The organism is Pseudomonas citronellolis, from assembly GCF_900112375.1.
Taxonomy (GTDB): Bacteria; Pseudomonadota; Gammaproteobacteria; order Pseudomonadales; family Pseudomonadaceae; genus Pseudomonas; species Pseudomonas citronellolis.
The window spans coordinates 25,030-45,224 of sequence record NZ_FOLS01000020.1; the positions used below are offsets into that span (position 1 = coordinate 25,030).

Annotated in this window: 20 protein-coding genes; 12 read left to right on the forward strand and 8 right to left on the reverse strand. The window is 68.2% G+C overall.

What is annotated here, in order from left to right:
- The first annotated feature begins 1 nt into the window (after position 1).
- Positions 2-892: a cation diffusion facilitator family transporter gene (locus BM060_RS18955; RefSeq protein WP_371857771.1), complete on the forward strand. Its 891-nt coding sequence runs from the start codon at positions 2-4 to the stop codon at positions 890-892.
- Here BM060_RS18955 and BM060_RS18960 read toward each other — a convergent pair.
- Positions 885-1,832, reverse strand: coding sequence for a DUF6515 family protein (locus BM060_RS18960; protein WP_256257839.1), 948 nt, complete (start codon positions 1,830-1,832; stop codon positions 885-887). The two genes, BM060_RS18955 and BM060_RS18960, sit on opposite strands and share 8 nt — an antisense overlap.
- Between BM060_RS18960 and BM060_RS33360 the strand changes: the two genes are divergently transcribed.
- From BM060_RS33360 to BM060_RS18970, 3 genes are all read left to right on the forward strand, one after another.
- The gene (locus tag BM060_RS33360) at positions 1,815-1,970 is read left to right on the forward strand and encodes a hypothetical protein (protein ID WP_245323020.1); all 156 of its coding nucleotides are present in this window, start codon (positions 1,815-1,817) and stop codon (positions 1,968-1,970) included. The two genes, BM060_RS18960 and BM060_RS33360, sit on opposite strands and share 18 nt — an antisense overlap.
- A gap of 485 nt (positions 1,971-2,455) precedes the next feature.
- On the forward strand, positions 2,456-2,935 hold the full coding sequence (locus tag BM060_RS18965; protein ID WP_009617381.1) for an Lrp/AsnC family transcriptional regulator: 480 nt from the start codon (positions 2,456-2,458) through the stop codon (positions 2,933-2,935).
- A 473-nt stretch (positions 2,936-3,408) separates the two neighbouring features.
- Positions 3,409-3,612 carry a DUF2788 domain-containing protein gene (locus tag BM060_RS18970; RefSeq protein ID WP_009617380.1) on the forward strand — a complete coding sequence of 68 codons (204 nt, stop codon included), beginning with the start codon at positions 3,409-3,411 and terminating at the stop codon, positions 3,610-3,612.
- Between the two features lie 7 nt (positions 3,613-3,619).
- On the opposite strand, the gene BM060_RS18975 is transcribed toward BM060_RS18970, so the two are convergent.
- Positions 3,620-4,228, reverse strand: a complete 609-nt coding sequence (locus BM060_RS18975) for a pseudouridine synthase (protein WP_074981888.1) — start codon at positions 4,226-4,228, stop codon at positions 3,620-3,622.
- Positions 4,229-4,325: 97 nt separating this feature from the next.
- Here BM060_RS18975 and BM060_RS18980 point away from each other — a divergent pair, with 97 nt between their 5' ends.
- Positions 4,326-5,372, forward strand: coding sequence for an MBL fold metallo-hydrolase (locus tag BM060_RS18980; protein WP_074981890.1), 1,047 nt, complete (start codon positions 4,326-4,328; stop codon positions 5,370-5,372).
- A 308-nt stretch (positions 5,373-5,680) separates the two neighbouring features.
- Here the strand turns inward: BM060_RS18980 and deoC are convergent, their stop codons facing one another.
- From deoC to BM060_RS19005, 5 genes are all read right to left on the reverse strand, one after another.
- Positions 5,681-6,439 carry a deoxyribose-phosphate aldolase gene (gene deoC / locus BM060_RS18985; protein WP_074981892.1) on the reverse strand — a complete coding sequence of 253 codons (759 nt, stop codon included), beginning with the start codon at positions 6,437-6,439 and terminating at the stop codon, positions 5,681-5,683.
- Between the two features lie 84 nt (positions 6,440-6,523).
- Complete coding sequence (amn, locus tag BM060_RS18990) at positions 6,524-7,999, reverse strand: AMP nucleosidase (RefSeq protein WP_074981895.1); 1,476 nt, start codon at positions 7,997-7,999, stop codon at positions 6,524-6,526.
- A 146-nt stretch (positions 8,000-8,145) separates the two neighbouring features.
- Positions 8,146-9,795: an acyl-CoA dehydrogenase family protein gene (locus BM060_RS18995; protein ID WP_074981896.1), complete on the reverse strand. Its 1,650-nt coding sequence runs from the start codon at positions 9,793-9,795 to the stop codon at positions 8,146-8,148.
- Positions 9,792-10,439: a TetR/AcrR family transcriptional regulator gene (locus tag BM060_RS19000; protein WP_074981898.1), complete on the reverse strand. Its 648-nt coding sequence runs from the start codon at positions 10,437-10,439 to the stop codon at positions 9,792-9,794. Before BM060_RS19000 ends, BM060_RS18995 begins: the two co-directional genes overlap by 4 nt.
- A gap of 130 nt (positions 10,440-10,569) precedes the next feature.
- Positions 10,570-12,957: a hybrid sensor histidine kinase/response regulator gene (locus BM060_RS19005; RefSeq protein WP_074981900.1), complete on the reverse strand. Its 2,388-nt coding sequence runs from the start codon at positions 12,955-12,957 to the stop codon at positions 10,570-10,572.
- 180 nt (positions 12,958-13,137) lie between these two features.
- Here BM060_RS19005 and BM060_RS19010 point away from each other — a divergent pair, with 180 nt between their 5' ends.
- The 4 genes from BM060_RS19010 to BM060_RS19025 all read left to right on the forward strand — a co-directional run bounded on the left by BM060_RS19010 (position 13,138) and on the right by BM060_RS19025 (position 16,679).
- Positions 13,138-13,935 (forward strand): hydroxymethylpyrimidine/phosphomethylpyrimidine kinase, encoded by a 798-nt coding sequence (locus tag BM060_RS19010; RefSeq protein WP_074981904.1) that lies wholly within the window; start codon positions 13,138-13,140, stop codon positions 13,933-13,935.
- A gap of 19 nt (positions 13,936-13,954) precedes the next feature.
- Positions 13,955-14,578, forward strand: a complete 624-nt coding sequence (gene thiE / locus BM060_RS19015) for a thiamine phosphate synthase (RefSeq protein ID WP_074981905.1) — start codon at positions 13,955-13,957, stop codon at positions 14,576-14,578.
- A gap of 56 nt (positions 14,579-14,634) precedes the next feature.
- Positions 14,635-15,918, forward strand: coding sequence for a glutamate-1-semialdehyde 2,1-aminomutase (gene hemL / locus BM060_RS19020; protein WP_074981908.1), 1,284 nt, complete (start codon positions 14,635-14,637; stop codon positions 15,916-15,918).
- Between the two features lie 215 nt (positions 15,919-16,133).
- On the forward strand, positions 16,134-16,679 hold the full coding sequence (locus BM060_RS19025; RefSeq protein ID WP_074981910.1) for a tetratricopeptide repeat protein: 546 nt from the start codon (positions 16,134-16,136) through the stop codon (positions 16,677-16,679).
- A 133-nt stretch (positions 16,680-16,812) separates the two neighbouring features.
- Here BM060_RS19025 and BM060_RS19030 read toward each other — a convergent pair whose 3' ends face one another.
- Positions 16,813-17,145, reverse strand: coding sequence for a DUF1820 family protein (locus BM060_RS19030; RefSeq protein WP_074981912.1), 333 nt, complete (start codon positions 17,143-17,145; stop codon positions 16,813-16,815).
- Positions 17,146-17,277: 132 nt separating this feature from the next.
- On the opposite strand from BM060_RS19030, the gene miaB reads away from it, so the two are divergent.
- The 3 genes from miaB to ybeY all read left to right on the forward strand — a co-directional run bounded on the left by miaB (position 17,278) and on the right by ybeY (position 20,179).
- Entirely contained in the window at positions 17,278-18,618 is a 1,341-nt protein-coding gene (gene miaB, locus BM060_RS19035) for a tRNA (N6-isopentenyl adenosine(37)-C2)-methylthiotransferase MiaB (RefSeq protein ID WP_074981914.1), read from the forward strand.
- A gap of 90 nt (positions 18,619-18,708) precedes the next feature.
- Complete coding sequence (locus BM060_RS19040) at positions 18,709-19,725, forward strand: PhoH family protein (RefSeq protein WP_074981917.1); 1,017 nt, start codon at positions 18,709-18,711, stop codon at positions 19,723-19,725.
- Positions 19,718-20,179, forward strand: a complete 462-nt coding sequence (gene ybeY / locus BM060_RS19045) for an rRNA maturation RNase YbeY (RefSeq protein ID WP_074981919.1) — start codon at positions 19,718-19,720, stop codon at positions 20,177-20,179. The genes BM060_RS19040 and ybeY overlap by 8 nt, the downstream gene beginning before the upstream one ends.
- Positions 20,180-20,195: the final 16 nt, after the last annotated feature.

Sequence of the window (20,195 nt, forward strand, 5' to 3'; positions counted from 1 at the left end):
CTTGGACAACCAGCGCGCCCGCCTGCTGCACCTGGCCACCAGAGCCTCGCTGGCGGTGGCAGTCACCCTGGTGGTGGCCAAGGCCTTGGCATGGTGGCACAGCGGCTCGGTGAGCCTGCTGGCCGGCCTGACCGACTCCCTGCTCGACGGCGCCGCCTCGCTGCTCAACCTGCTGGCGGTGCGCTATTCGCTGCGCCCGGCGGACGACGACCACCGCTACGGCCACGGCAAGGCGGAGTCGCTATCGGGCATGGGCCAGGCGCTGTTCATCTCGGTCAGCGCGGTGCTCATCGGCTCCCAGGCGCTGGACCGCCTGCAGCACCCCGAACCGCTGGGCGCCACCGGCTGGGGCATCCTGGTGATGCTGTTGTCGCTGGCGCTGACCGCCGCGCTGCTGGGCGTGCAGCGCTACGTCATCAAGCGCACCGGCTCGCTGGCGGTGCAGGCCGACTCGCTGCACTACCGCTCCGACCTGCTGCTCAACAGCAGCATCCTGGTCGCCCTGTTGCTGGCGCACTACGGCTTCCCGCGGATGGACGCGGTCTTCGGCCTGGGCATCGCCGCCTACATCCTCTGGAGCGCCGTGCGCATCGCCCGCGAATCGGTGGCGGTGCTGATGGACGAGGAGCTGCCGGCGGACGTCAGCGAGCGCATGCTCGAACTGGTGCGCCAGGTGCCCGGGGTGGTCGGCGCCCACGACCTGCGCACGCGGATTTCCGGCGATCGCTGGTTCGTCCAGCTACACCTGGAACTGCCCGGCGACATGCGCCTGTCCCAGGCCCACACCCTGTGCGACCAGGCCGTGCTGGCGATCCGCGCCGAGTTCCCCCGGGCCGAGGTGCTGGTGCACGCCGACCCGCTGGAAGTGGTGGGCCGGGAAACCATCAGTTGATGCTGTAGCCACGCCCCTGCAGGCAACTGCCCAGCGCGCCGCGATAGGTATCCACGGCCTGCTGCGACGGCGCGTAACCGGCCATGGCCGGGTCGAAACCGCTCTGCCCGACCGCCCAAGTATGGCACTCGTAGTGGTCCTGGGCCTGCTGCTGCGGGCTCTGTCCGTACATCGGGTAGGCGATCACGTCGTAGGGGTTGCTCGTCGGCAGCGGGGCCTGCGCTACCTGCGGCGGGGGCGGCACCACCTCGTAGGTCTGCGAGGAATTGTCGAACAGGTAGTAGGTACCGGCGGCGAGGAAGTACAGCATGCTGCCGAACCACAGCTGCTCGGCGTAGGACGGCAGGTAGCTCACCCGCACGCCATAGGGCGGCGCCACCACCACATAGCGCGCGCCATGGGGGCGGTACCAGTAGCCGTCGTTGAAGAAATAGTCGCTGCCGCGCCAGGGCACCCGGTAGTAGCCCGAAGGCACGCGGTCCACCACATAGCCCGGCCGCCAGTTCGACGGATGCGGCCCCCAGTTGCCGCCCGGGCGACCATGCCAGGCATTGCCGGGCGCGGACGGCGGCCGGCCCTGCCAGGAGCCGCCCCCGGCGGAAGGCCGGTCGGGGCCGCGGTCGTCATGACCGGTGGCGGGACGGCCCTGCGATTGGCCGTTCCAGTTGTTCTGGGGTCGGCCTTGGCCCTGGCTGGCCTGGTTGCCTTGGGGTCGGCCTTGCCATTGACCGCCCTGGTTGCCCTGCGGACGGCCTTGCCACTGGCCGCCCTGGTTGCCTTGCGGTCGGCCCTGCCATTGGCCGCCCTGGTTGCCTTGCGGTCGGCCCTGCCACTGGCCGCCCTGGTTGCCTTGCGGACGGCCCTGCCATTGGCCGCCCTGGTTACCTTGCGGTCGGCCCTGCCACTGGCCACCCTGGTTGCCTTGCGGTCGGCCCTGCAACTGGCCACCCTGATTGCCTTGCGGGCGACCTTGCCACTGGCCACCCCCATTGCCGCCACCATGCCCACCCTGTCCGCCATGGCCGTCCTGCCCGGGCCCCTGGCCTTCAGCGAAGACCTGGCCGGCGATGGCCAGTGACAGCAACCCAACGGATGCCAGACGCCAGATGCCCGACTTCATGAATGCCTCACAGCGGCCTGCCGGCCGACCTCGCTCATTTGCATGACAGATAGACAACCGCGCAGACCGCGCATCCCCGGGGCCAGGGTAAAGTCAAGGTAAAGGTCGGCGGGCAAATCGCAGGCAAGAAAAAAGGGAGGTCAGTGACCTCCCCTCGGGGAATTCGTCCTGGCTCGTCGCTTCTGGCGCCGGCTCACCTCGCTCCACCTTCTGGGCGGTGCGTAGCCCGGTGGCCTGGGCGACCCGATCGGGTCGGCAGGCCGCGATGCGCCTGATTGGGCGGATCGCCGTGGACGTATGGGTCCGGGCCGTGATTTCTGGAGCCATGTTACGGGGAGCGAAGCGACAGCGGATTGCGAAGATTGCGCATCAAACTATCGATTGCGCAATAAATCACCAAGAATGTATAAAAACATGCAAGTCGATAAATTTTTGAGGCCACAATGAACAAACTGGACCGCTACGACCTGCGAATCCTCGCCGAATTGCAGCGCGATGCGCGCATCTCCAACCAGGAGCTGGCCGAACGCATCGGCCTGTCGCCCTCGCCCTGTTCGCGGCGCGTCAAGCAGCTGGAAGACGACGGCTACATCCTGCGCCAGGTCGCCCTGCTGGACAGCAAGAAGCTCGGCCTGAGCCTCACCGCCTTCGTCCTGATCGGCATGGACAGGCACACCCCGGAGCGCTTCGAGCACTTCCAGTCGATCATCGCCCAGTGCCCGGAGGTGCTGGAATGCAGCCTGGTCACCGGGATGGACGCGGACTACCAGCTGAAGGTGATGGTGCCGGACATGGAGCACTACCAGCACTTCCTGCTCGGCACCCTGACGCGCATCGAAGGCGTGACCAGCGTGCGGTCGAGCTTCGTGCTGCGCAACATCATGGCCAGCACCGAACTGCCGCTGGAGCACCTGCGCAGCTGACCCGGCAAATGTAGGAGCGCGCCCTGCGCGCGAATCGCGGGCAGGGCCCGCTCCTACAGGGGAATGGCGTGGATGGGGCGGCGGGCATGGCTTCTCGTAGGATGGGTTGAGCGAAGCGATACCCATCACCACGGCCGCATGGGCAGGCACGGCTTCTCGTAGGAGCGAGCTTGCTCGCGAACAGACTCCGCCGCGGGGCTCATTCGCGAGCAGGCTCGCTCCTACGAAGTGCGCCAACTGCGACAAATACGCGCACCTCACGTCCTGCGGGGGCCGCCCGGCGCTCGACTATTTCCCGCCAGGGCCGCTGCGGCGGGACTTCTTCGGCCGTCGCCGGCCCCGCGCGGGAAATTCTGCTCACTTTCTGAACAGCGCTGATCAACCGGCGACCAAGCCCTTATAATGCCGCCCGTCCTCGCGACCGCCGGACCTTCCGGCCCCCACTCAAGCGCCCGCGCCGGGCAGGAGCAGCAATGAACGAGAGTTTCGAAGACTGGATGATGTACGGGCTGGTCAGCGCCCTGGTCCTGTTCATGGCCTTCATCGTCTGGGACCTGGCCAAGAAGTCCAAGGCCGGACGCATGGGCACCATGGTGCTGTTCTTCGCCCTCGGCCTCGGCGTCTTCGGCTTCCTGGTCAAATCCTTCGTGGTCGCCGGCCTGGAAGGCGGTTTCTGATCCAGCCCTAGGGCTGCACCTCGCGCCACTCCCCCGGCTGCAGCCCGTCCAGGCCCCAAGGGCCGATGCGCACCCGCACCAGGCGCAGGGTCGGCAGGCCGACGGCCGCCGTCATACGCCGCACCTGGCGGTTGCGTCCCTCGCGGATCACCAGCTCCAGCCAGGCAGTGGGCACCGACTTGCGGAAACGCACCGGCGGCACCCGCTCCCACAATTGCGGCTCGTCGATGCGCCGCGCCTCGGCCGGCAACGTCGGGCCGTCGTTGAGCTGCACGCCTTCGCGCAGGCGCTGCAACTGCGCCTCGTCCGGCTCACCCTCCACCTGCACCCAATAGGTCTTCGGCAGCTTGTGCTTGGGGTCGGCGATGCGCGCCTGCAGGCGGCCGTCGTTGGTCAGCAGCAGCAGGCCCTCGCTGTCGCGGTCCAGGCGCCCGGCGGGATAGACGCCGGGCACCGGCACGTAGTCCTTGAGCGTCGCCCTGCCCTCGCCATCGCTGAACTGCGTCAGCACGTCGAACGGCTTGTTCAGCAGGATCAGCCGCGGCTGCTCCGGCGGCGCCTTGGCGACGCGGCGGGGAGCGGGACGGCGGGTGGTGGGACGAGGCGGACGGGGCATGGGCAAGAAACGGCAACGAGTCGGCGGAGCACAAGGATGGGCCGGCATGCTAGGTTGTGCCACCGTTCCCCCGCAAGAGCACGCAGAGCATCCCACCATGCCCAAGGCCCGTCGCTCCCCCTGGCTGATCACCCTGCTCAACCTCGCCGGCCGCCTCGGCGGCGGCTACAGCGGGCCGCAAAGCACGAACTTCGACGGCCTGCGCTTCCGCAATCTGGACGCCAAGCCGCACCATGGCTTCCGTGAATTCCTCAAGTGGCAGCTGGAGCGCGACAGGCAACTGGCCTGGATCGAACAGCCCGGCGCCGAACGCCGTCCGGAAACCCCGGCGCAGGTCAGCGGCGAGGAACTGCGCATCACCTACATCAACCACGCCACCCTGCTGATCCAGCACCGCGGCCTGAACATCCTCACCGACCCGCTGTGGTGCGAGCGCACCAGCCCCTTCAGCTTCGTCGGCCCCAAGCGCCACCATCCGCCGGGCCTGGCCCTGGACGAACTGCCGCCGATCAACCTGATCCTGGTCAGCCACAACCACTACGACCACCTGGACGTCAGCAGCCTGGGCGAACTGGCCCGGCGCTTCCCAGAAGCGAAGGTGGTGACCGGCCTGGGCAACGCCGAGCTGATCCGCGCCTGCGGCTTCGTCGACGTGCACGAGCTGGACTGGTGGCAGAGCCTGCCGCTGCACGAGGGCATGCTGCTCACCGGCGTGCCGGCGCAGCACTGGTCGGCGCGCTCGCGCTACGACACCAACCGCACCCTGTGGCTGGGCTTCGTGCTGGAATCGGCGGACGGCCCCGTGCTGTTCCCCGGCGACACCGGCCTGGGCCCGGAATTCGCGCTGATCCGCGAACGCTTCGGGCCGATGCGCTTCGCCGCGCTGCCCATCGGCGCCTACGAACCGCGCTGGTTCATGCGCCACCACCACATGAACCCGGACGACGCCGTGCAGGCCCACCGCACGCTGGAATCGCAGTGCAGCATGGCCATCCACTTCGGCACCTTCCGCCTGAGCGACGAAGGCCAGTTCGCTCCCGTCCACGACCTGGCCCGGGCGTTGGATGAACAGGGCGTGGAAAGCCAGGCGTTCCGCGCGCCCAAGCCGGGGGAGCAGTGGTTGGTGGAGCGGATGGGTGGGTAGGCCTTAGCTTCGTGTGTGGGGGGACTCTCGACCGGAGTCTCCCGGAACCATTGGTGCCAATCCGAACGCCGCCCCTCTCCCCAACCCTCTCCCTGAAGGGAGAGGGAGTCGTTCGGCGTGCGCTGGCACTTCCGCACTCCCTGATGCCCCGCATAACGCCTGATATTTCCATGAGGCATGTCTTCCACGTCGGCACGGACTAGCCCCCTCTCCCTTCAGGGAGAGGGCTGGGGAGAGGGTGCTCTTCGGGATAAACACCAGGCATCGCAGAGAGGCACCGTTCGCGAGCAAGCTAGCTCCTACAAAAGTCACTCCTCCATTTCGCGCAACAGCTCATCGAGCAACCCCGAAGCCCCAAAGCGCAGGTGCTCGGACGTAATCCAATCATCCCCAAGCATCTCCTGCGCGATAGCCAAGTAGACCTCGGCATCGTCCAGGCTACGAATGCCACCAGCAGCCTTGAAGCCCATCTTGCCACCCGCCTCCACGATGCATTCAAGCATCACCCGCGCAGCCTCCGGCGTAGCATTCACGGCCACCTTGCCAGTACTGGTCTTGAGAAAATCGGCGCCACCGGCAATAGCCTCGCGACAAGCCGTACGAATCAACTCAGGCTCGCCCAACTCGCCACTTTCGATAATCACCTTGAGCCGATGGTAGGGCCCGCAAAGCGCCTTGCAGGCCCGGATCAGCTCCACCGCCCCATCTGCCCGTCCAGCCTTGAGCGCCTGCCAGGGATAGACCAGATCGATCTCATCAGCACCCTCGGCGAGGGTACGCCGCACTTCTTCCACCACCTCCGCCCAAGGCGCATCGCCAGTGGGGAAGTTGCACACACTGGCGACCTTCACCGAGCGCGCACCAAAGCCATTGAGCGTACGCCGCGCCACATGCACGAAACGCGGGTAGACACACACCGCCGCCACCTCGCCATAGGGCGTCAGCGCCCGACGGCAGAGCTGGACGATGCGCGGCATATCGTCGTCGGCATTCAGCGAGGTCAGGTCGAGCAGCGACAGTACCCGCGCGGCGCGTTCGGCGCGGGTCGGTTGCAGGGGTTCAGCCATGGCGTCCTCCGGTTGCGGCCTTTGCGCCATCCTGCCACGGGCCCTCCCCGCGCGGGCGGGAAAGGGCCGTGGCCATGCGCCGGATCAACGGAACGGCGGCTCGTCGAAACTGCGCAGCTTGCGCGAGTGCAGCGAGTTGAGCTGGGTACGCAGCAGGTCGACGGCGGCGATGCCGATCGCCAGGTGCTGGCTCACCGCGCGCTGGTAGAAGGCGCTGGCGGCGCCGGGCAGCTTGATCTCGCTGTGCAGCGGCTTGTCCGAGACGCACAGCAGCGTGCCGTAGGGCACCCGCAGGCGGTAGCCCTGGGCGGCGATGGTGCCGCTCTCCATGTCCACCGCCACGGCCCGCGCCAGGTTGATCAGCGGGCGCTCCTGGGCCCAGTGCAATTCCCAGTTGCGGTCGTCGTAGGTCAGCACGGTGCCAGTGCGCAGACGCCGCTTCAGCGCCTCGCCGCGCTCGCCGGTGACCAGCGCCGCGGCCTCCTGCAGCGCCACCTGCACCTCGGCCAGTGCCGGGATCGGGATGTGCGGCGGCAGCACCCGATCGAGGATGCCGTCGCGGCGCATGTAGGCGTGGGCCAGCACGTAGTCGCCGATGGTCTGCGACTGCCGCAGGCCGCCGCAGTGGCCGATCATCAGCCAGCAGTGCGGGCGCAGCACGGCCAGGTGGTCGGTGATGTTCTTGGCGTTGGACGGACCGACGCCGATGTTGATCAGGGTGACGCCGTCGCCGTCGTTGGCGATCAGGTGGTAGGCCGGCATCTGGAAGCGGTGCCACTCGACGCCGGCGATGATGGCGTTGGCCTCGCCCCGATCCATGTCGCGCTCGATCACTACGTTGCCCGGCAGCACCATGCGCACGAAGCGCGGGTCCTCGTGCAGGCGCTCCAGGCCCATGTGGATGAACTGGTCGACGTAGCGGTGGTAGTTGGTCAGCAGGATCCACGGCTGCACGCAGCGCCAGTCGCTGCCGGTGTAGTGCACCAGGCGGCGCAGCGAGAAGTCGGTGCGCGCGGCGTCGAACAGCGCCAGCGGCATGGGGTCGGCGCCTTCCCACTGGTACAGGCCGTCGGCGATGCCGTCGGAAGTGGCCGACAGATCGGTGCTGGGGAACACCCGCGCCAGTTCGGCGGCGGTCACGCCCGAGCCGGCCAGCTCATCGCCCTGCTCCACCACGTAGGGATAGGGAATGTTCTGCTCGCTGGGGCCGACCTCGATGCGCACGGTGAAGTCTTCCATCAGCGGGCGCAGCTGCTCCAGCAGGTATTTGCGGAAGGCCGCGGGGTGGGTGATGGTCACGGCATAGGTGCCGGGCGTCTGCACCTTGGCGTAGGCGCGGGTGGTCGAGGGCACCTCGCCCTGGCACAGGTAGGTCAGGCGCAGCTGCGGATAGCGGAACAGCGCGCGCTCCTCGGCGCCCGGCTGCTCGCGGGTCTTCAGGTAGCGCCGCAGAGCCTGGCTGAGCGCCCCGGTGGCGCGCTGGTGCAAGGCGGCAAGGCGGTCGACCGCTTCTTCTGCGGTATGGGCGACGACGAAAGCGTCGCCGAGCTCGGCATTCATGGTGGGCTTCCTGTCTGAGCGATCAGCTCCATCTTGCCTGCTTATTCGCAGGAAGGGGATGACTGAATCATGTCCTCGGCGATGCCAGCCGACAGACAGGTGCCTACGGGCTAGGCCGGGAACCTCGCGGCTCCCGGCCAGCGGCATCAGGCCAGATGCGGCGTCGCCCGCGCCACCAGCGCTTCGACGTCCGTGCCGCGCGGCAGGGTGCCGTAGACGCGGCCGCCGCCGCCCAGGCGGCTGCCGATGTAGGCGTCGGAGACGGTGGCGTTGCCGGCTTCCAGCAGCAGCTTGGCCTGCAGGGCCACGGCCACGTCCTCGGTGAGCTGGCGGGCGCGGAACTGGATGTCGGCGGTGTCGGCGAAGGAGGCCTTGAGGTTGCCGATGAAGGCTGCCAGGCGGGCGTCGCCGTGGCCGTCACCGAGTTCGTGGAACAGCGCGTCGAGCACGCCCGGCTCCTTCGACAGGGCGCGCAGCACGTCCAGGCACTGGACGTTGCCCGAGCCTTCCCAGGTGGAGTTCACCGGGGCCTCGCGGTACAGGCGCGGGAGGATGGTGTCTTCGACGTAGCCGGCGCCGCCCAGGCATTCGGCGGCTTCGTTGATCATCGCCGGGGCGCGTTTGCAGATCCAGTACTTGCCCACCGCCGTGACCAGGCGGGCGAACTTGTCCTCTGCGTCGTCGTGCAGGTGGTCCAGGGCGCGGCCCATGCGCATGGTCAGGGCCAGCGCGGCCTCGCTTTCCAGGGCCAGGTCGGCCAGCACGTTCTGCATCAGCGGCTGCTCGGCCAGCACGCGGCCGCCAACCTGGCGGTAGGCGCAGTGGTGCGCGGCCTGGGTCAGCGCCTGGCGCATCAGCGCGCTGGAGCCGACCATGCAGTCGAAGCGGGTCATGGCCACCATCTCGATGATGGTCGGCACGCCGCGGCCCTCCTCACCCACCATCCAGGCCAGGGCGCCGCGGTACTCCACCTCGCTGGAGGCGTTGGACCAGTTGCCCAGCTTGTTCTTCAGGCGCTGCACGTAGAACTCGTTGCGCGTGCCGTCCGGGCGGTGGCGCGGCAGCAGGAAGCAGGTCAGGCCCTTGTCGGTATAGGCCAGGGTGAGGAAGGCGTCGCACATCGGCGCCGAGCAGAACCACTTGTGCCCGACCAGCTCGTAGGCCTGGCCCGGGCCGGGGATGCCCACCGGGTAGGCGCGCGTGGTGTTGGCGCGCACGTCGGTGCCGCCCTGCTTCTCGGTCATGGCCATGCCGATGGTGGCGCCGGCCTTCTGTTCGATCGGCAGGTTGCGCGGGTCGTATTCGCTGGCGAGGATCTTCGGCAGCCATTTCTCGGCGATGTCCGGCTGCAGGCGGATCGCCGGGACGCTGGCGAAGGTCATGGTCAGCGGGCAGCCGGTGCCGGCCTCGGCCTGGCTGTGCAGGTAGCTCAGGCCGGCGCGGGCGACGTGGGCGCCGGCGCGCGGGTCGGTCCAGGGCATGGACGGGATGCCATGCTCGATGGCCGTGCGCATCAGCTCATGGTAGGCCGGGTGGAACTCCACCAGGTCGATGCGGTGGCCGTAGCGGTCGTGGCTCTTGAACACCGGCTTGTTCTCGTTGGCGAGGAAGCCGGCGGCCATCAGCGGCCCGCCGGCCAGGGCGCCGTAGGCTCCCAGACGCTGCTCGGCCCAGCCGCCGTCGTAGCGGCGCACCCACTCCTGCAGCGGCAGGTCGATGCGGTAGAGGTTGGCGCCGTCCAGCGGCGGCACCTGGTTGGTCACTTCGTGGGTCTCGGCGTACTCGTGCAGGTTCATCGCTGTTCCTCCGGCTGGGGCGCGCCGACGGCGCGCAGGCAGAAATCGACGAGGGCCTGGCTGACTTGCTCCAGGCCAGGGCTGGCTTGCCCGGCATCGCGGGCGGCTCGGGCCGGCGGCGACAGCGGGCCGACCAGGGATTCGGCGATCGCCCCCACCAGGCAGGCGGCGATCAGCGGCGTGGGGCCGCAATGGAAGTGGCCGCTGCGCACGCCCTCTTCCAGCAGTTCGATGAACAGCTCGGCGTAAGCCTCGCGGTAGAGCAGGCGCTGCTCGTCCACCTCGGGGTCCACCGGTTCGGCGATCAGCGCGAAGGCCAGGCGCCGGCTCTCCCAGGCGCGCCGGGCGAACTGGCGCAGGCCACGGGCCAGGCGCCCGGCGGGCCCGCCTGGGCCGCGCAGGACGACGGCCAGGGCGTCCACCTCACGTTGGCTGGCGCGGGCGAAGACCTCGGCGGCCAGTTCGCCCTTGCCGCGGAAATGCCGGTACAGGCTGCCGGTGGCGATGCCCGCCTCTTCGGCCAGGCCCTGCATGGTCAGCGCCGCGAAACCGCCCTCGGCGACCCGCGCCAGGGCCAGCTGGAGGATACGCTCGCGCAGTTCCACGTCCTTCTGCAGGCGGGCTTCGGTGAGACGGTAGACCATGCTCTGAATCCGGATTCACTGTTTCAAGCAGTGAATCACGGTTCAGGACTTGGCCATAGGGGGAATTGCGCCAGCGGTGCGGGCGTTCCGGCCAGCGGATCGCGCCGCGTGACGCAACGGGCGTGGCGGATCAGGCGTGGCTGGGCAGCGCCGGCTGGCACAGCAGCCAGTCGTGCAGCAGGGTCTGCAGCTCCTCGAACTTCACCGGCTTGGCCAGGTAGTCGCTCATGCCCGCCGCCAGGCAGCGCTCGCGGTCGCCGCTGTGGCTGTGGGCGGTGATGGCCAGCACCGGCAGCTCGCCGCCCTGGGGCAGTGTGCGGATCGCCCGGCAGGTGGCGAAGCCGTCCATGATCGGCATCTGGCAGTCCAGCAGCACGGCATCGACGCTCTCGCGGCGCAGCAGGTCGATGGCTTCCGAGCCGTTGTCGGCGGTTCGCACCCGGTAGCCCAGCTTGAGCAGCATGCCGCGGATCACCAGTTGGTTGATGGCGTTGTCCTCCACCACCAGCACCGTGCACTGGTCCGGGCGGCGCAGGGCCTGACCGCCGGCGCGGCGCGGCGGCACGCTGAAGCTCTGCGCCGGCTGGCCGAGGTTCAGTTCAAGGACGAAGCGGCTGCCGCGCCCGGGGCTGGAATGGTGCTGCAGCTGCCCGCCGAGCAGCTCGGTGAGCTGGCGGCACAGCGCCAGGCCGATGCCCAGGCCGCCGTACTCGCGGGTCAGCGAGCCGTCGAGCTGGTGGAAGCGCTGGTACAGCGCATCGTCGGCCGGCGTCTCGAAGCCGATGCCGGAGTCCTGCACCGTCACCCGCAGGGCGACGCCGTCGCTCTGCCGCTGGCCGTCCACGCGCAGGCTCACGCCGCCCTGATGGGTGAACTTGATGGCGTTGTCCAGCAGGTAGCCGAGGGTCTGGGCCAGCTTGCCGGCGTCGCCTTCCAGGGTGTCCGGCAGGTTCTCGTCCAGTTGCAGGTCGAAGCGCAGGCCCTTGGCCTCGGCGCGCGGCGCGTACTGGGCGCGCAAGCTGTCGAACAGGCCGCGCAGGCTGAAGGGCTCGCGCCGCGGGTAGAGCTTGCCGGCCTGCAGCTCGATCAGCGCGAGGATGTCGTTGACCATGCGCATCATGTCGCGCGCCGAGCCGGTGGCGGTCTTCTGGTACTGCGCCAGCTCCACGTCCATGGGCACCGTCTGCATCAGCTCCAGCGAACCGATCACCCCGCTCATGGGAGTGCGCAGCTCATGGGTGACGGTGGCCAGGAACTCGTCCTTCAGGCGGTTGCTGTTGGCCAGTTCGAGGTTCAGTTGCTCCAGCTTGCGACTGGATTCCTGGAGAATACGCGTGCGCTCTTCCTTCATGGCGTTGATGCGGTCGGCCAGGGCCAGGGACAGCAGGCCCACCTCCAGCGCCGAGCCGATCTGCCCGGAGTACATGGTGAAGAACACGTTGGGCAGGAAGCCCAGCACCATCAGGGTGTTGATGGTCCCGCCGAGGAGGAAGGCGGTCCAGGCGAAGATGAAGTAGCGCGCCACGCGCATGCCGCGCAGCCAGGCGAGGATGCCGGCGCTGAAGATGACCACCACGAACGCCAGCGCCAGATAGGTGGCTAGGCGCAGCGACAGCGCGTAGCTGGCCGACAACGCCAGCAGCATCACCAGCACGCCCACGGCCATCAGCGCCAGCAGGGTGCGGTCGACCCATGGACTGTGCTCGCGGGTGTGCAGGAAGCTGCGGGCGAACTGGCAGCCGAACAGGCCGGCGGAGCCGATCAGGAAGGGCGTGGCGGCGTTGGCCCACCAGGGGCTGTCGGGCCAGAAGTACTCGATGCCGGCGCCGTTGACCGAGACCTGGTAGAGGCCGAAAGAGGCGATGTAGAGGATGTAATAGAGGTAGCTGGTGTCGCGCACGCTGACGAAGATGAACAGGTTGTACACCAGCATCACCAGCAGCACGCCGTAGATGATGCCGAGCACGTAGACGTTGCCCGGCAGGTTTTCCATGTAGGCCTTGGGCGACCAGAGCGTCAGCGGCGCCTGGATCGAGCCCTGGCTCTCCAGGCGCAGGTACACCCGCAGCGGCTTGCCGGGCGCAAGCTTGAGGTCGAACAGGTAGTTGGTCAGGCTGATCGGCCGGCTGGCGAACGGCAGGGTGTCGCCGGTGCTCTGGGCCAGGCGGTACTTGCCGTCGGCGTCGGGCAGGTAGAGGTCCAGGCGGTCCAGCGGCGGGTAGGCCAGTTCCAGCAGCCAGGGCGCCGGGTCCTGGGACTCCTGCGGGCGGTAGTCCAGGTCCAGGCGGATCCAGAACACCGAGCGCGAGTAGCCGGCGTTGAGCACGTCGCGGTCGTGGCGGCGGAAGCTGTCGGCCAGGGCCGCGGAGGTGATGTCGGCGATGTCGGCGGTGCCGCGCACGTCCTCGAAGACGTCGATCGAGTGGCCCAGCGGCAGGCGGCTGGTGTGCTCGTCGAAGCTGACCGCGCCGGCCAGCGGCGAAAGAAGGAGAAGGAAGAGGATCAGCCAGCGCTGCATGCTACCCCGCAGTGCCCCTCCGGACGACGCCCAGGGGCCCCATCCCCCGCGATCGGCGCGCCCTGTGGGCGTGATTTTCGAATCGGCCAACTTTAGCACGCCGGCATGACGATCAAGCAGCGCCGGGCCGGGGGTCGGGGCAAACGACGCCTGCCGGGTTTAGTGGTAAGCTCCCGCGCCATGAAAACGCCAACCTCCCGTCCCGTAGTGCTCTGCCTGTCCGGCCACGATCCCAGTGGCGGCGCCGGCCTGCAGGCCGACATCGAAGCCCTGATCGCCCAAGGCTGCCATGCGGCGCCCGCCGTCACCGCGCTGACCGTTCAGGACACCGTCAACGTTGCCGACTTCCGCGTGCTCGACCGCGAGTGGGTGCTGGCCCAGGCCAACGCCGTGATCGCCGACCTGCCGGTGGCCGCGGTCAAGCTGGGCATGCTCGGCTCGGTGGAGATGGTCGACACCGTGGTCGAGATCATGCAGTCGCTGCCCGGCGTGCCACTGGTCTGCGACCCGGTGCTGCGCGCTGGCGGCGGCGGCGCCCTGGGCAAGGACGAGGTGGGCTACGCGATCCGCGAGCGGCTGTTCCCGGTGGCCGCCATCGCCACGCCGAACCTGCCGGAGGCGCGCATCCTCGCCGAGCTGCCCGAAGGCAGCGCCGACGAATGCGCCGAGAAGCTGCTGCCGTACATCCGCAACCTGCTGATCACCGGCGGCCACGGCGACGAATCCGAGGTGCACAATCGCCTGTACAGCCGCGACGGCAGCCAGCATAGCTTCACCTGCCAGCGCCTGCCGGGCAGCTACCACGGCTCCGGCTGCACCCTGGCCAGCGCCCTGTCCGGCCGCCTGGCCCTGGGCGAGGAGTTGGCCAGCGCCGTGCGCAGCGCCCTCGACTACACCTGGCGCACCCTGCGCGACGCCGAGGCCCCCGGCCACGGCCAGTACGTCCCGCGCCGGCTGCCGCTGGACTTCTGCTCCTGATTCACCTGCCGAGGCCTTCATGAAACTCCGCGGACTCTACGCCATCACCGATAGCAAGCTGCTCGCCGACGGCCGCCTGCTGCCCTACGTCGAGGCCGCGCTGCGCGGTGGCGCGCGCCTGCTGCAGTACCGCGACAAGTCCAGCGACGAGTCGCGCCGCCTGCGCGAGGCCGAGGCCCTGCGCGAACTCTGCGAGCGCCACGGCGCCACCCTGATCATCAACGACGACGCCGAGCTGGCCGCGCGCCTGGGTGTGAGCGTACACCTGGGCCAGACCGACGGCTCCCTGGCCGCCGCCCGCGCCCTGCTGGGCCGCCAGGCGATCATCGGCGCCACCTGCCACGGCAACCTGCAGCTGGCCGACCAGGCCGTCGCCGAGGGCGCCGACTACGTGGCCTTCGGCCGCTTCTTCCAGTCGCTGACCAAGCCCGGCGCCTCCGAGGCCAGCCCCGAGCTGCTGGAGCAGGCCCGCGCGCGCTTCGCCAACGTACCGCTGGTGGCCATCGGCGGCGTGAGCCTGGACAACGCCCCCGAGCTGATCGGCCGCGGCGCCGACCTGCTGGCGGTGATCAACGCGCTCTTCGCCGCCGACACCCCGGCCGAAGTGGAGCGCCGCGCCCGCGCCTTCGCCGCGCTGTTCTAACCCTTTCCCGCGGCGCCGCTGCGCGCCGCTTTCACGGATCCCAACGAGAGGTCGCCATGTCCCGTTCCGAACTCCTCTTCGCCAACGCCCAGAAGCACATCCCCGGCGGCGTCAACTCGCCGGTGCGCGCCTTCAAGAGCGTCGGCGGCACCCCGCTGTTCTTCAAGCACGCGGAAGGCGCCTACGTGGTGGACGAAGACGACAAGCGCTACGTCGACTACGTCGGCTCCTGGGGCCCGATGATCCTCGGCCACGCCCACCCGGAAGTGCTCGACGCGGTGCGCCGCCAGCTGCAGCACGGCCTGTCCTACGGCGCGCCGACTGCGCTGGAAGTGGAAATGGCCGACCTGGTCTGCTCGCTGGTGCCGTCCATGGACATGGTGCGCATGGTCAGCTCCGGCACCGAGGCGACCATGAGCGCCATCCGCCTGGCCCGCGGCTACACCGGCCGCGACGACATCATCAAGTTCGAGGGCTGCTACCACGGCCACTCCGACAGCCTGCTGGTGAAGGCCGGCTCCGGCGCCCTGACCTTCGGCGTGCCGAACTCCCCGGGCGTGCCGGCGGACTTCGCCAAGCACACCCTGACGCTGCCGTTCAACGACCTGGAAGCGGTGGAGAAGGCCCTGGACGAGTGCGGCCAGAACGTCGCCTGCATCATCGTCGAGCCGGTGGCCGGCAACATGAACTGCGTGCCGCCCGCCCCGGGCTTCCTCCAGGGCCTGCGCAAGGCCTGCGACAAGCACGGCGTGGTGCTGATCTTCGACGAGGTGATGACCGGCTTCCGCGTCCACCTCGGCAGCGCCCAGGCGCTGTACGGCGTGACCCCGGACCTGTCGACCTTCGGCAAGATCATCGGCGGCGGCATGCCGGTGGGCGCCTTCGGCGGCAAGCGCGCGATCATGCAGCAGATTTCCCCGCTGGGCCCGGTCTACCAGGCCGGCACCCTGTCGGGCAACCCGCTGGCCATGGCCGCCGGCCTGACCACCCTGAAGCTGATCAGCCGCCCGGGCTTCCACGACGAGCTGACCGACTACACCAGCCGCATGCTGCAGGGCCTGCAGGAGCGCGCCGATGCCGCCGGCATCCCGTTCGTCACCACCCAGGCCGGCGCCATGTTCGGCCTGTACTTCAGCGGCGCGGACGACATCATCACTTTCGCCGACGTGATGGCCAGCGACGCCGAGCGCTTCAAGCGCTTCTTCCATCTGATGCTGGACGGCGGCGTGTACCTGGCGCCCAGCGCCTACGAGGCCGGCTTCACCTCCATCGCCCACGGCGACACCGAGCTGAAGCTGACTCTGGACGCCGCCGAGCGCGCCTTCGCCGCCCTCAAGTAACTCCCTCCGGCCGCGGCGCCCGCCGCGGCCAATTTTCCGTCGTTACGCTTTCCAGGCGAGTCCTACGCCGGTTTCTTGGCCATTCGGACGGAAACCGCGAAAAACACCGTAAAGACTTTGTAAGGAAGCGTCGGCTTATTTCATAATGTGCAGGCCGGCACGTTTTCGCCGGCCGGGCATTGCGCCCGCCCCGTTGCCGGAGGCCGTTTCTCCCCATGTACCGTTCTGGTCGCGCCCTGCTGCTGGGCAGCCTGTTGTTCATCTCGCCCCTGCTCGCGCAGGCGGGAGGCAACTCGCTGCTGGTCCCGGCGACCGGCCGTTGCACCCTGAACACGGTGCCCGAGCAACTGCAGCAGGCCCTGGCCAGCTGCCAGCAGATCGCCAACGGCGGCGACGCCGAAGCGCAATTCGAACTGGGCGAGTACTACTACACCGGCGAACGCGCCCCGCGCGACTTCCCGGCCGCCCTGCGCTGGTACGAAAAAGCCTCGCTGCTGGGCCACGCCCAGGCCCAATGGCGCCTGGGGACCATGTTCTTCCGCGGCGAAGGGGTCAAGGCCAACAACATCCAGGCCTACATAGTGCTGAAGATGGCCGCGGTGAACGGCGCCGAAGACGCCATGGACAGCGCCGACCTGGTCGCCGAGCAGATGAGCAAGGACGAACTGGACATCGCCAGCAAGGTGCTGGGGCAGATCTTCCGCAACTACCTGATCGAGCTGCAGACGGCGGGCAATACGCCGTTTTCGCCGTTGCCCTAAAAGAGGCTAGAGGCTAGAGGCTAGAGGCTAGAGGCTAGAGGCTAGAGGCTAGAGGCGAAGAGCATACGGGCTTTTCGTAGGAGCGACTCCAGCGTGCTCTTCGCTCTTGCCTTCAGCCTATAGCCTATAGCCTTCAGCTGCTCTTGTCCGGCATCGGCATCGGAAACGGCATCACGTTGCCGCCGCCCTTGGCCTCGCTGATCTTCGGCGTGCCCAGGCGCTCGACTTCGTCGATGCGGATGATCGCGTGCAGCGGCACGAAGCTGCGGATCACGCCCTCGAACTGGGCCTTGAGCTTCTCTTCGCTGGGGTCCACGACCACCTGGGTGCGCTCGCCAAAGACGAACTCCTCGATCTCCAGAAAGCCCCACAGTTCGCTCTGGTAGATCTGCTTGGCGTACATCTCGAACACCTGGCCCTGGTTGAGGAAGACGACTTTGTAGATCGGGTTCTCGCGCTTGTTCATGAACGACGGATGACAGCTCTGCGAAAAGGGGGGCGCGAAGCATAGCACAGCCGCCTGGCGCGCAACCCTAGGAACGGGCCCGGCGCGCCACTATAATGCCCGGTCATTTTGGATTTCCCCGACGAAACGCGCATGGCCAAGAAGCTTTTCATTCAGACCCACGGCTGCCAGATGAACGAGTACGACAGCTCGCGCATGGCCGACCTGCTGGGCGAGGAGCATGCCCTGGAGTTGACCGAGAAGGCCGAAGAAGCCGACGTGATCCTCCTCAATACCTGCTCGATCCGCGAAAAGGCCCAGGAGAAGGTGTTCTCCGAACTGGGCGCCTGGCGGACTCTGAAGCAGCAGAAGCCGGAGCTGGTGATCGGCGTCGGCGGCTGCGTGGCCAGCCAGGAAGGCGCCGCCATCCGCGAGCGCGCGCCGTTCGTCGACGTGGTCTTCGGCCCGCAGACCCTGCACCGCCTGCCGGAAATGATCGACGCCGCGCGCACCACCCGCAAACCGCAGGTGGACGTGTCCTTCCCGGAGATCGAGAAGTTCGACCGCCTGCCCGAACCGCGCGTCGACGGCCCCACCGCCTTCGTCTCGGTGATGGAAGGCTGCAGCAAGTACTGCAGCTTCTGCGTGGTGCCCTACACCCGCGGCGAGGAAGTCAGCCGGCCGTTCGACGACGTGCTCGCCGAGGTCATCCACCTGGCCGAGAACGGCGTCAAGGAAGTCACCCTGCTGGGGCAGAACGTCAACGGCTTCCGCGGCGCCACCCACGACGGGCGCATCGCCGACTTCGCCGAGCTGCTGCGGGTGGTCGCCGAGGTCGACGGCATCGAACGCATCCGCTACACCACCTCGCACCCGCTGGAGTTCAGCGATGCGCTGATCGCCGCCCACGCCGAGCTGCCGCAGCTGGTGCCCTTCGTCCATTTGCCGGTGCAGTCCGGCTCGGACCGCGTGCTGGCCGCCATGAAACGCAACCACACCGCGCTGGAATACAAGTCGCGCATCCGCAAGCTCAAGGCCGCGGCGCCGGACATCTGCATCAGCTCGGACTTCATCGTCGGCTTCCCCGGCGAGACCGACAAGGACTTCGAACAGACCATGAAGCTGGTGGAAGAAGTCGGTTTCGACTACTCCTTCGTCTTCATCTACAGCCAGCGCCCGGGTACCCCGGCGTCGGACCTGGTCGACGACACCCCGGACGAGGTGAAGAAGCAGCGCCTGATGATTCTCAACACGCGCCTGCAGCAGCAGGGCTTCGAGATCAGCCGACGCATGGTCGGCAGCGTGCAGCGCATCCTCGTCACCGACTACTCCAAGCGCGACCCGGGCCAGCTGCAGGGCCGCACGGCGAACAACCGCGTGGTCAACTTCGCCTGCGACAATCCGCGCCTGATCGGCCAGTTCGCCGAGGTGGAAATCTACGAGGCGCTGCCCAACTCGCTGCGCGGCCGCCTCATCGAGCCCACCCGTCACTGAAGTCCATCCCGGCGCCCGACTTTCCCACAGGGGCCGCCGGGGTTATTCTTCGGTCATCCCTAATTTCCCAACGGTCATACCGACAGCACCTTGAACGCCCCCCTGGATCTTCACCGCTTCACCCTGGAACCCTTCGACGCACGCAGCTTCGCCAATCTCTGCGGGCAGTTCGACGAGCACCTGCACCAGATCGAGAAACGCCTGGACATCGAGATCCGCAACCGCGGCAACCAGTTCGAACTGGTTGGCGAGGCCGCGCGCACCCAGGCCGCCGAGCACCTGCTGCAGCGCCTGTACCGCGAGGCACAGAGCGGCACCGAGCTGACCCCGGACATGGTCCACCTGTTCCTCCAGGAATCCGGCCTGGAAGACCTGGCCAGCGCCAGCGACGTGCCCAACATCACGCTGAAGACGCGCAAGGCGCACATCCGCCCGCGCGGCGCCAACCAGCAGCGCTATGTCAAGGCGATCCTCGACCACGACATCAACTTCGGCATCGGCCCGGCCGGCACCGGCAAGACCTACCTGGCGGTGGCCTGCGCCGTGGACGCCCTGGAGCGCGAGCAGATCCGCCGCATCCTGCTGGTGCGCCCGGCGGTGGAGGCCGGCGAGAAGCTCGGCTTCCTCCCCGGCGACCTGTCGCAGAAGATCGACCCCTACCTGCGCCCGCTGTACGACGCCCTGTACGAGATGCTCGGCTTCGAGACCGTGGCCAAGCTGATCGAGCGCCAGGTGATCGAGGTCGCGCCGCTGGCCTACATGCGCGGGCGCACGCTGAACAACAGCTTCATCATCCTCGACGAGAGCCAGAACACCACCATCGAGCAGATGAAGATGTTCCTCACCCGCATCGGCTTCGGCTCCACTGCGGTGATCACCGGCGACATCACCCAGGTCGACCTGCCGCGCGGCACCCGCTCGGGCCTCAAGCACGTGATGGAAGTGCTGCACGACGTACCGGGCATCAGCTTCACCCACTTCAAGCCCAAGGACGTGGTGCGCCACCCGCTGGTGCAACGCATCGTCGAAGCCTACGAACGCTTCGAGGCACGCCAGCCGGTGCGCCTGGACGGCGAACGCGCGCCCAGGGAAACCCGCGATGCTTGAACTCGACCTGCAGGTCGCCAGCCAAGCCGCCGACCTGCCCGCCGAGGCGCAGCTGCGCCGCTGGTGCGAGCTGGCCCTGCGCCAGCGCCAGGCCGACTCCGAGCTGACCATCCGCCTGGTGGACGAGGCCGAGGGCCGCGAGCTGAACCGCACCTGGCGGCACAAGGACTACGCCACCAACGTGCTGTCCTTCCCCGCCGACGTACCCGACGAACTGCTGGACATACCGCTGCTGGGCGACCTGGTGATCTGCGTGCCGGTGGTCGAGCGCGAAGCCGCCGAACAGGGCAAGGAGCCGGCGGCGCACTGGGCCCACCTGGTGATCCACGGTTGCCTGCACCTGCTGGGCTACGACCATATCGAAGACGCCGAGGCCGAGGAAATGGAGGCCCTGGAACGGCAATTGCTGGCCGAACTGGGCTACCCCGACCCGTACGCGGCGGATGAAGAATAAAAGCCAACGAGCAAAG

What these genes read in the sequence shown, in the direction of transcription:
- BM060_RS19025 (WP_074981910.1), top strand. Translation starts at nt 16,134, where the DNA reads ATGTACCGTTCTGGTCGCGCCCTGCTGCTGGGCAGCCTGTTGTTCATC.
- BM060_RS18975 (WP_074981888.1), bottom strand. Translation starts at nt 4,228, where the DNA reads ATGCCCCGTCCGCCTCGTCCCACCACCCGCCGTCCCGCTCCCCGCCGC.
- BM060_RS18980 (WP_074981890.1), top strand. Translation starts at nt 4,326, where the DNA reads ATGCCCAAGGCCCGTCGCTCCCCCTGGCTGATCACCCTGCTCAACCTC.
- BM060_RS18965 (WP_009617381.1), top strand. Translation starts at nt 2,456, where the DNA reads ATGAACAAACTGGACCGCTACGACCTGCGAATCCTCGCCGAATTGCAG.
- thiE (WP_074981905.1), top strand. Translation starts at nt 13,955, where the DNA reads ATGAAACTCCGCGGACTCTACGCCATCACCGATAGCAAGCTGCTCGCC.
- deoC (WP_074981892.1), bottom strand. Translation starts at nt 6,439, where the DNA reads ATGGCTGAACCCCTGCAACCGACCCGCGCCGAACGCGCCGCGCGGGTA.
- BM060_RS19005 (WP_074981900.1), bottom strand. Translation starts at nt 12,957, where the DNA reads ATGCAGCGCTGGCTGATCCTCTTCCTTCTCCTTCTTTCGCCGCTGGCC.
- BM060_RS19000 (WP_074981898.1), bottom strand. Translation starts at nt 10,439, where the DNA reads ATGGTCTACCGTCTCACCGAAGCCCGCCTGCAGAAGGACGTGGAACTG.
- miaB (WP_074981914.1), top strand. Translation starts at nt 17,278, where the DNA reads ATGGCCAAGAAGCTTTTCATTCAGACCCACGGCTGCCAGATGAACGAG.
- BM060_RS18995 (WP_074981896.1), bottom strand. Translation starts at nt 9,795, where the DNA reads ATGAACCTGCACGAGTACGCCGAGACCCACGAAGTGACCAACCAGGTG.
- BM060_RS19030 (WP_074981912.1), bottom strand. Translation starts at nt 17,145, where the DNA reads ATGAACAAGCGCGAGAACCCGATCTACAAAGTCGTCTTCCTCAACCAG.
- BM060_RS19010 (WP_074981904.1), top strand. Translation starts at nt 13,138, where the DNA reads ATGAAAACGCCAACCTCCCGTCCCGTAGTGCTCTGCCTGTCCGGCCAC.
- hemL (WP_074981908.1), top strand. Translation starts at nt 14,635, where the DNA reads ATGTCCCGTTCCGAACTCCTCTTCGCCAACGCCCAGAAGCACATCCCC.
- ybeY (WP_074981919.1), top strand. Translation starts at nt 19,718, where the DNA reads ATGCTTGAACTCGACCTGCAGGTCGCCAGCCAAGCCGCCGACCTGCCC.
- amn (WP_074981895.1), bottom strand. Translation starts at nt 7,999, where the DNA reads ATGAATGCCGAGCTCGGCGACGCTTTCGTCGTCGCCCATACCGCAGAA.
- BM060_RS18970 (WP_009617380.1), top strand. Translation starts at nt 3,409, where the DNA reads ATGAACGAGAGTTTCGAAGACTGGATGATGTACGGGCTGGTCAGCGCC.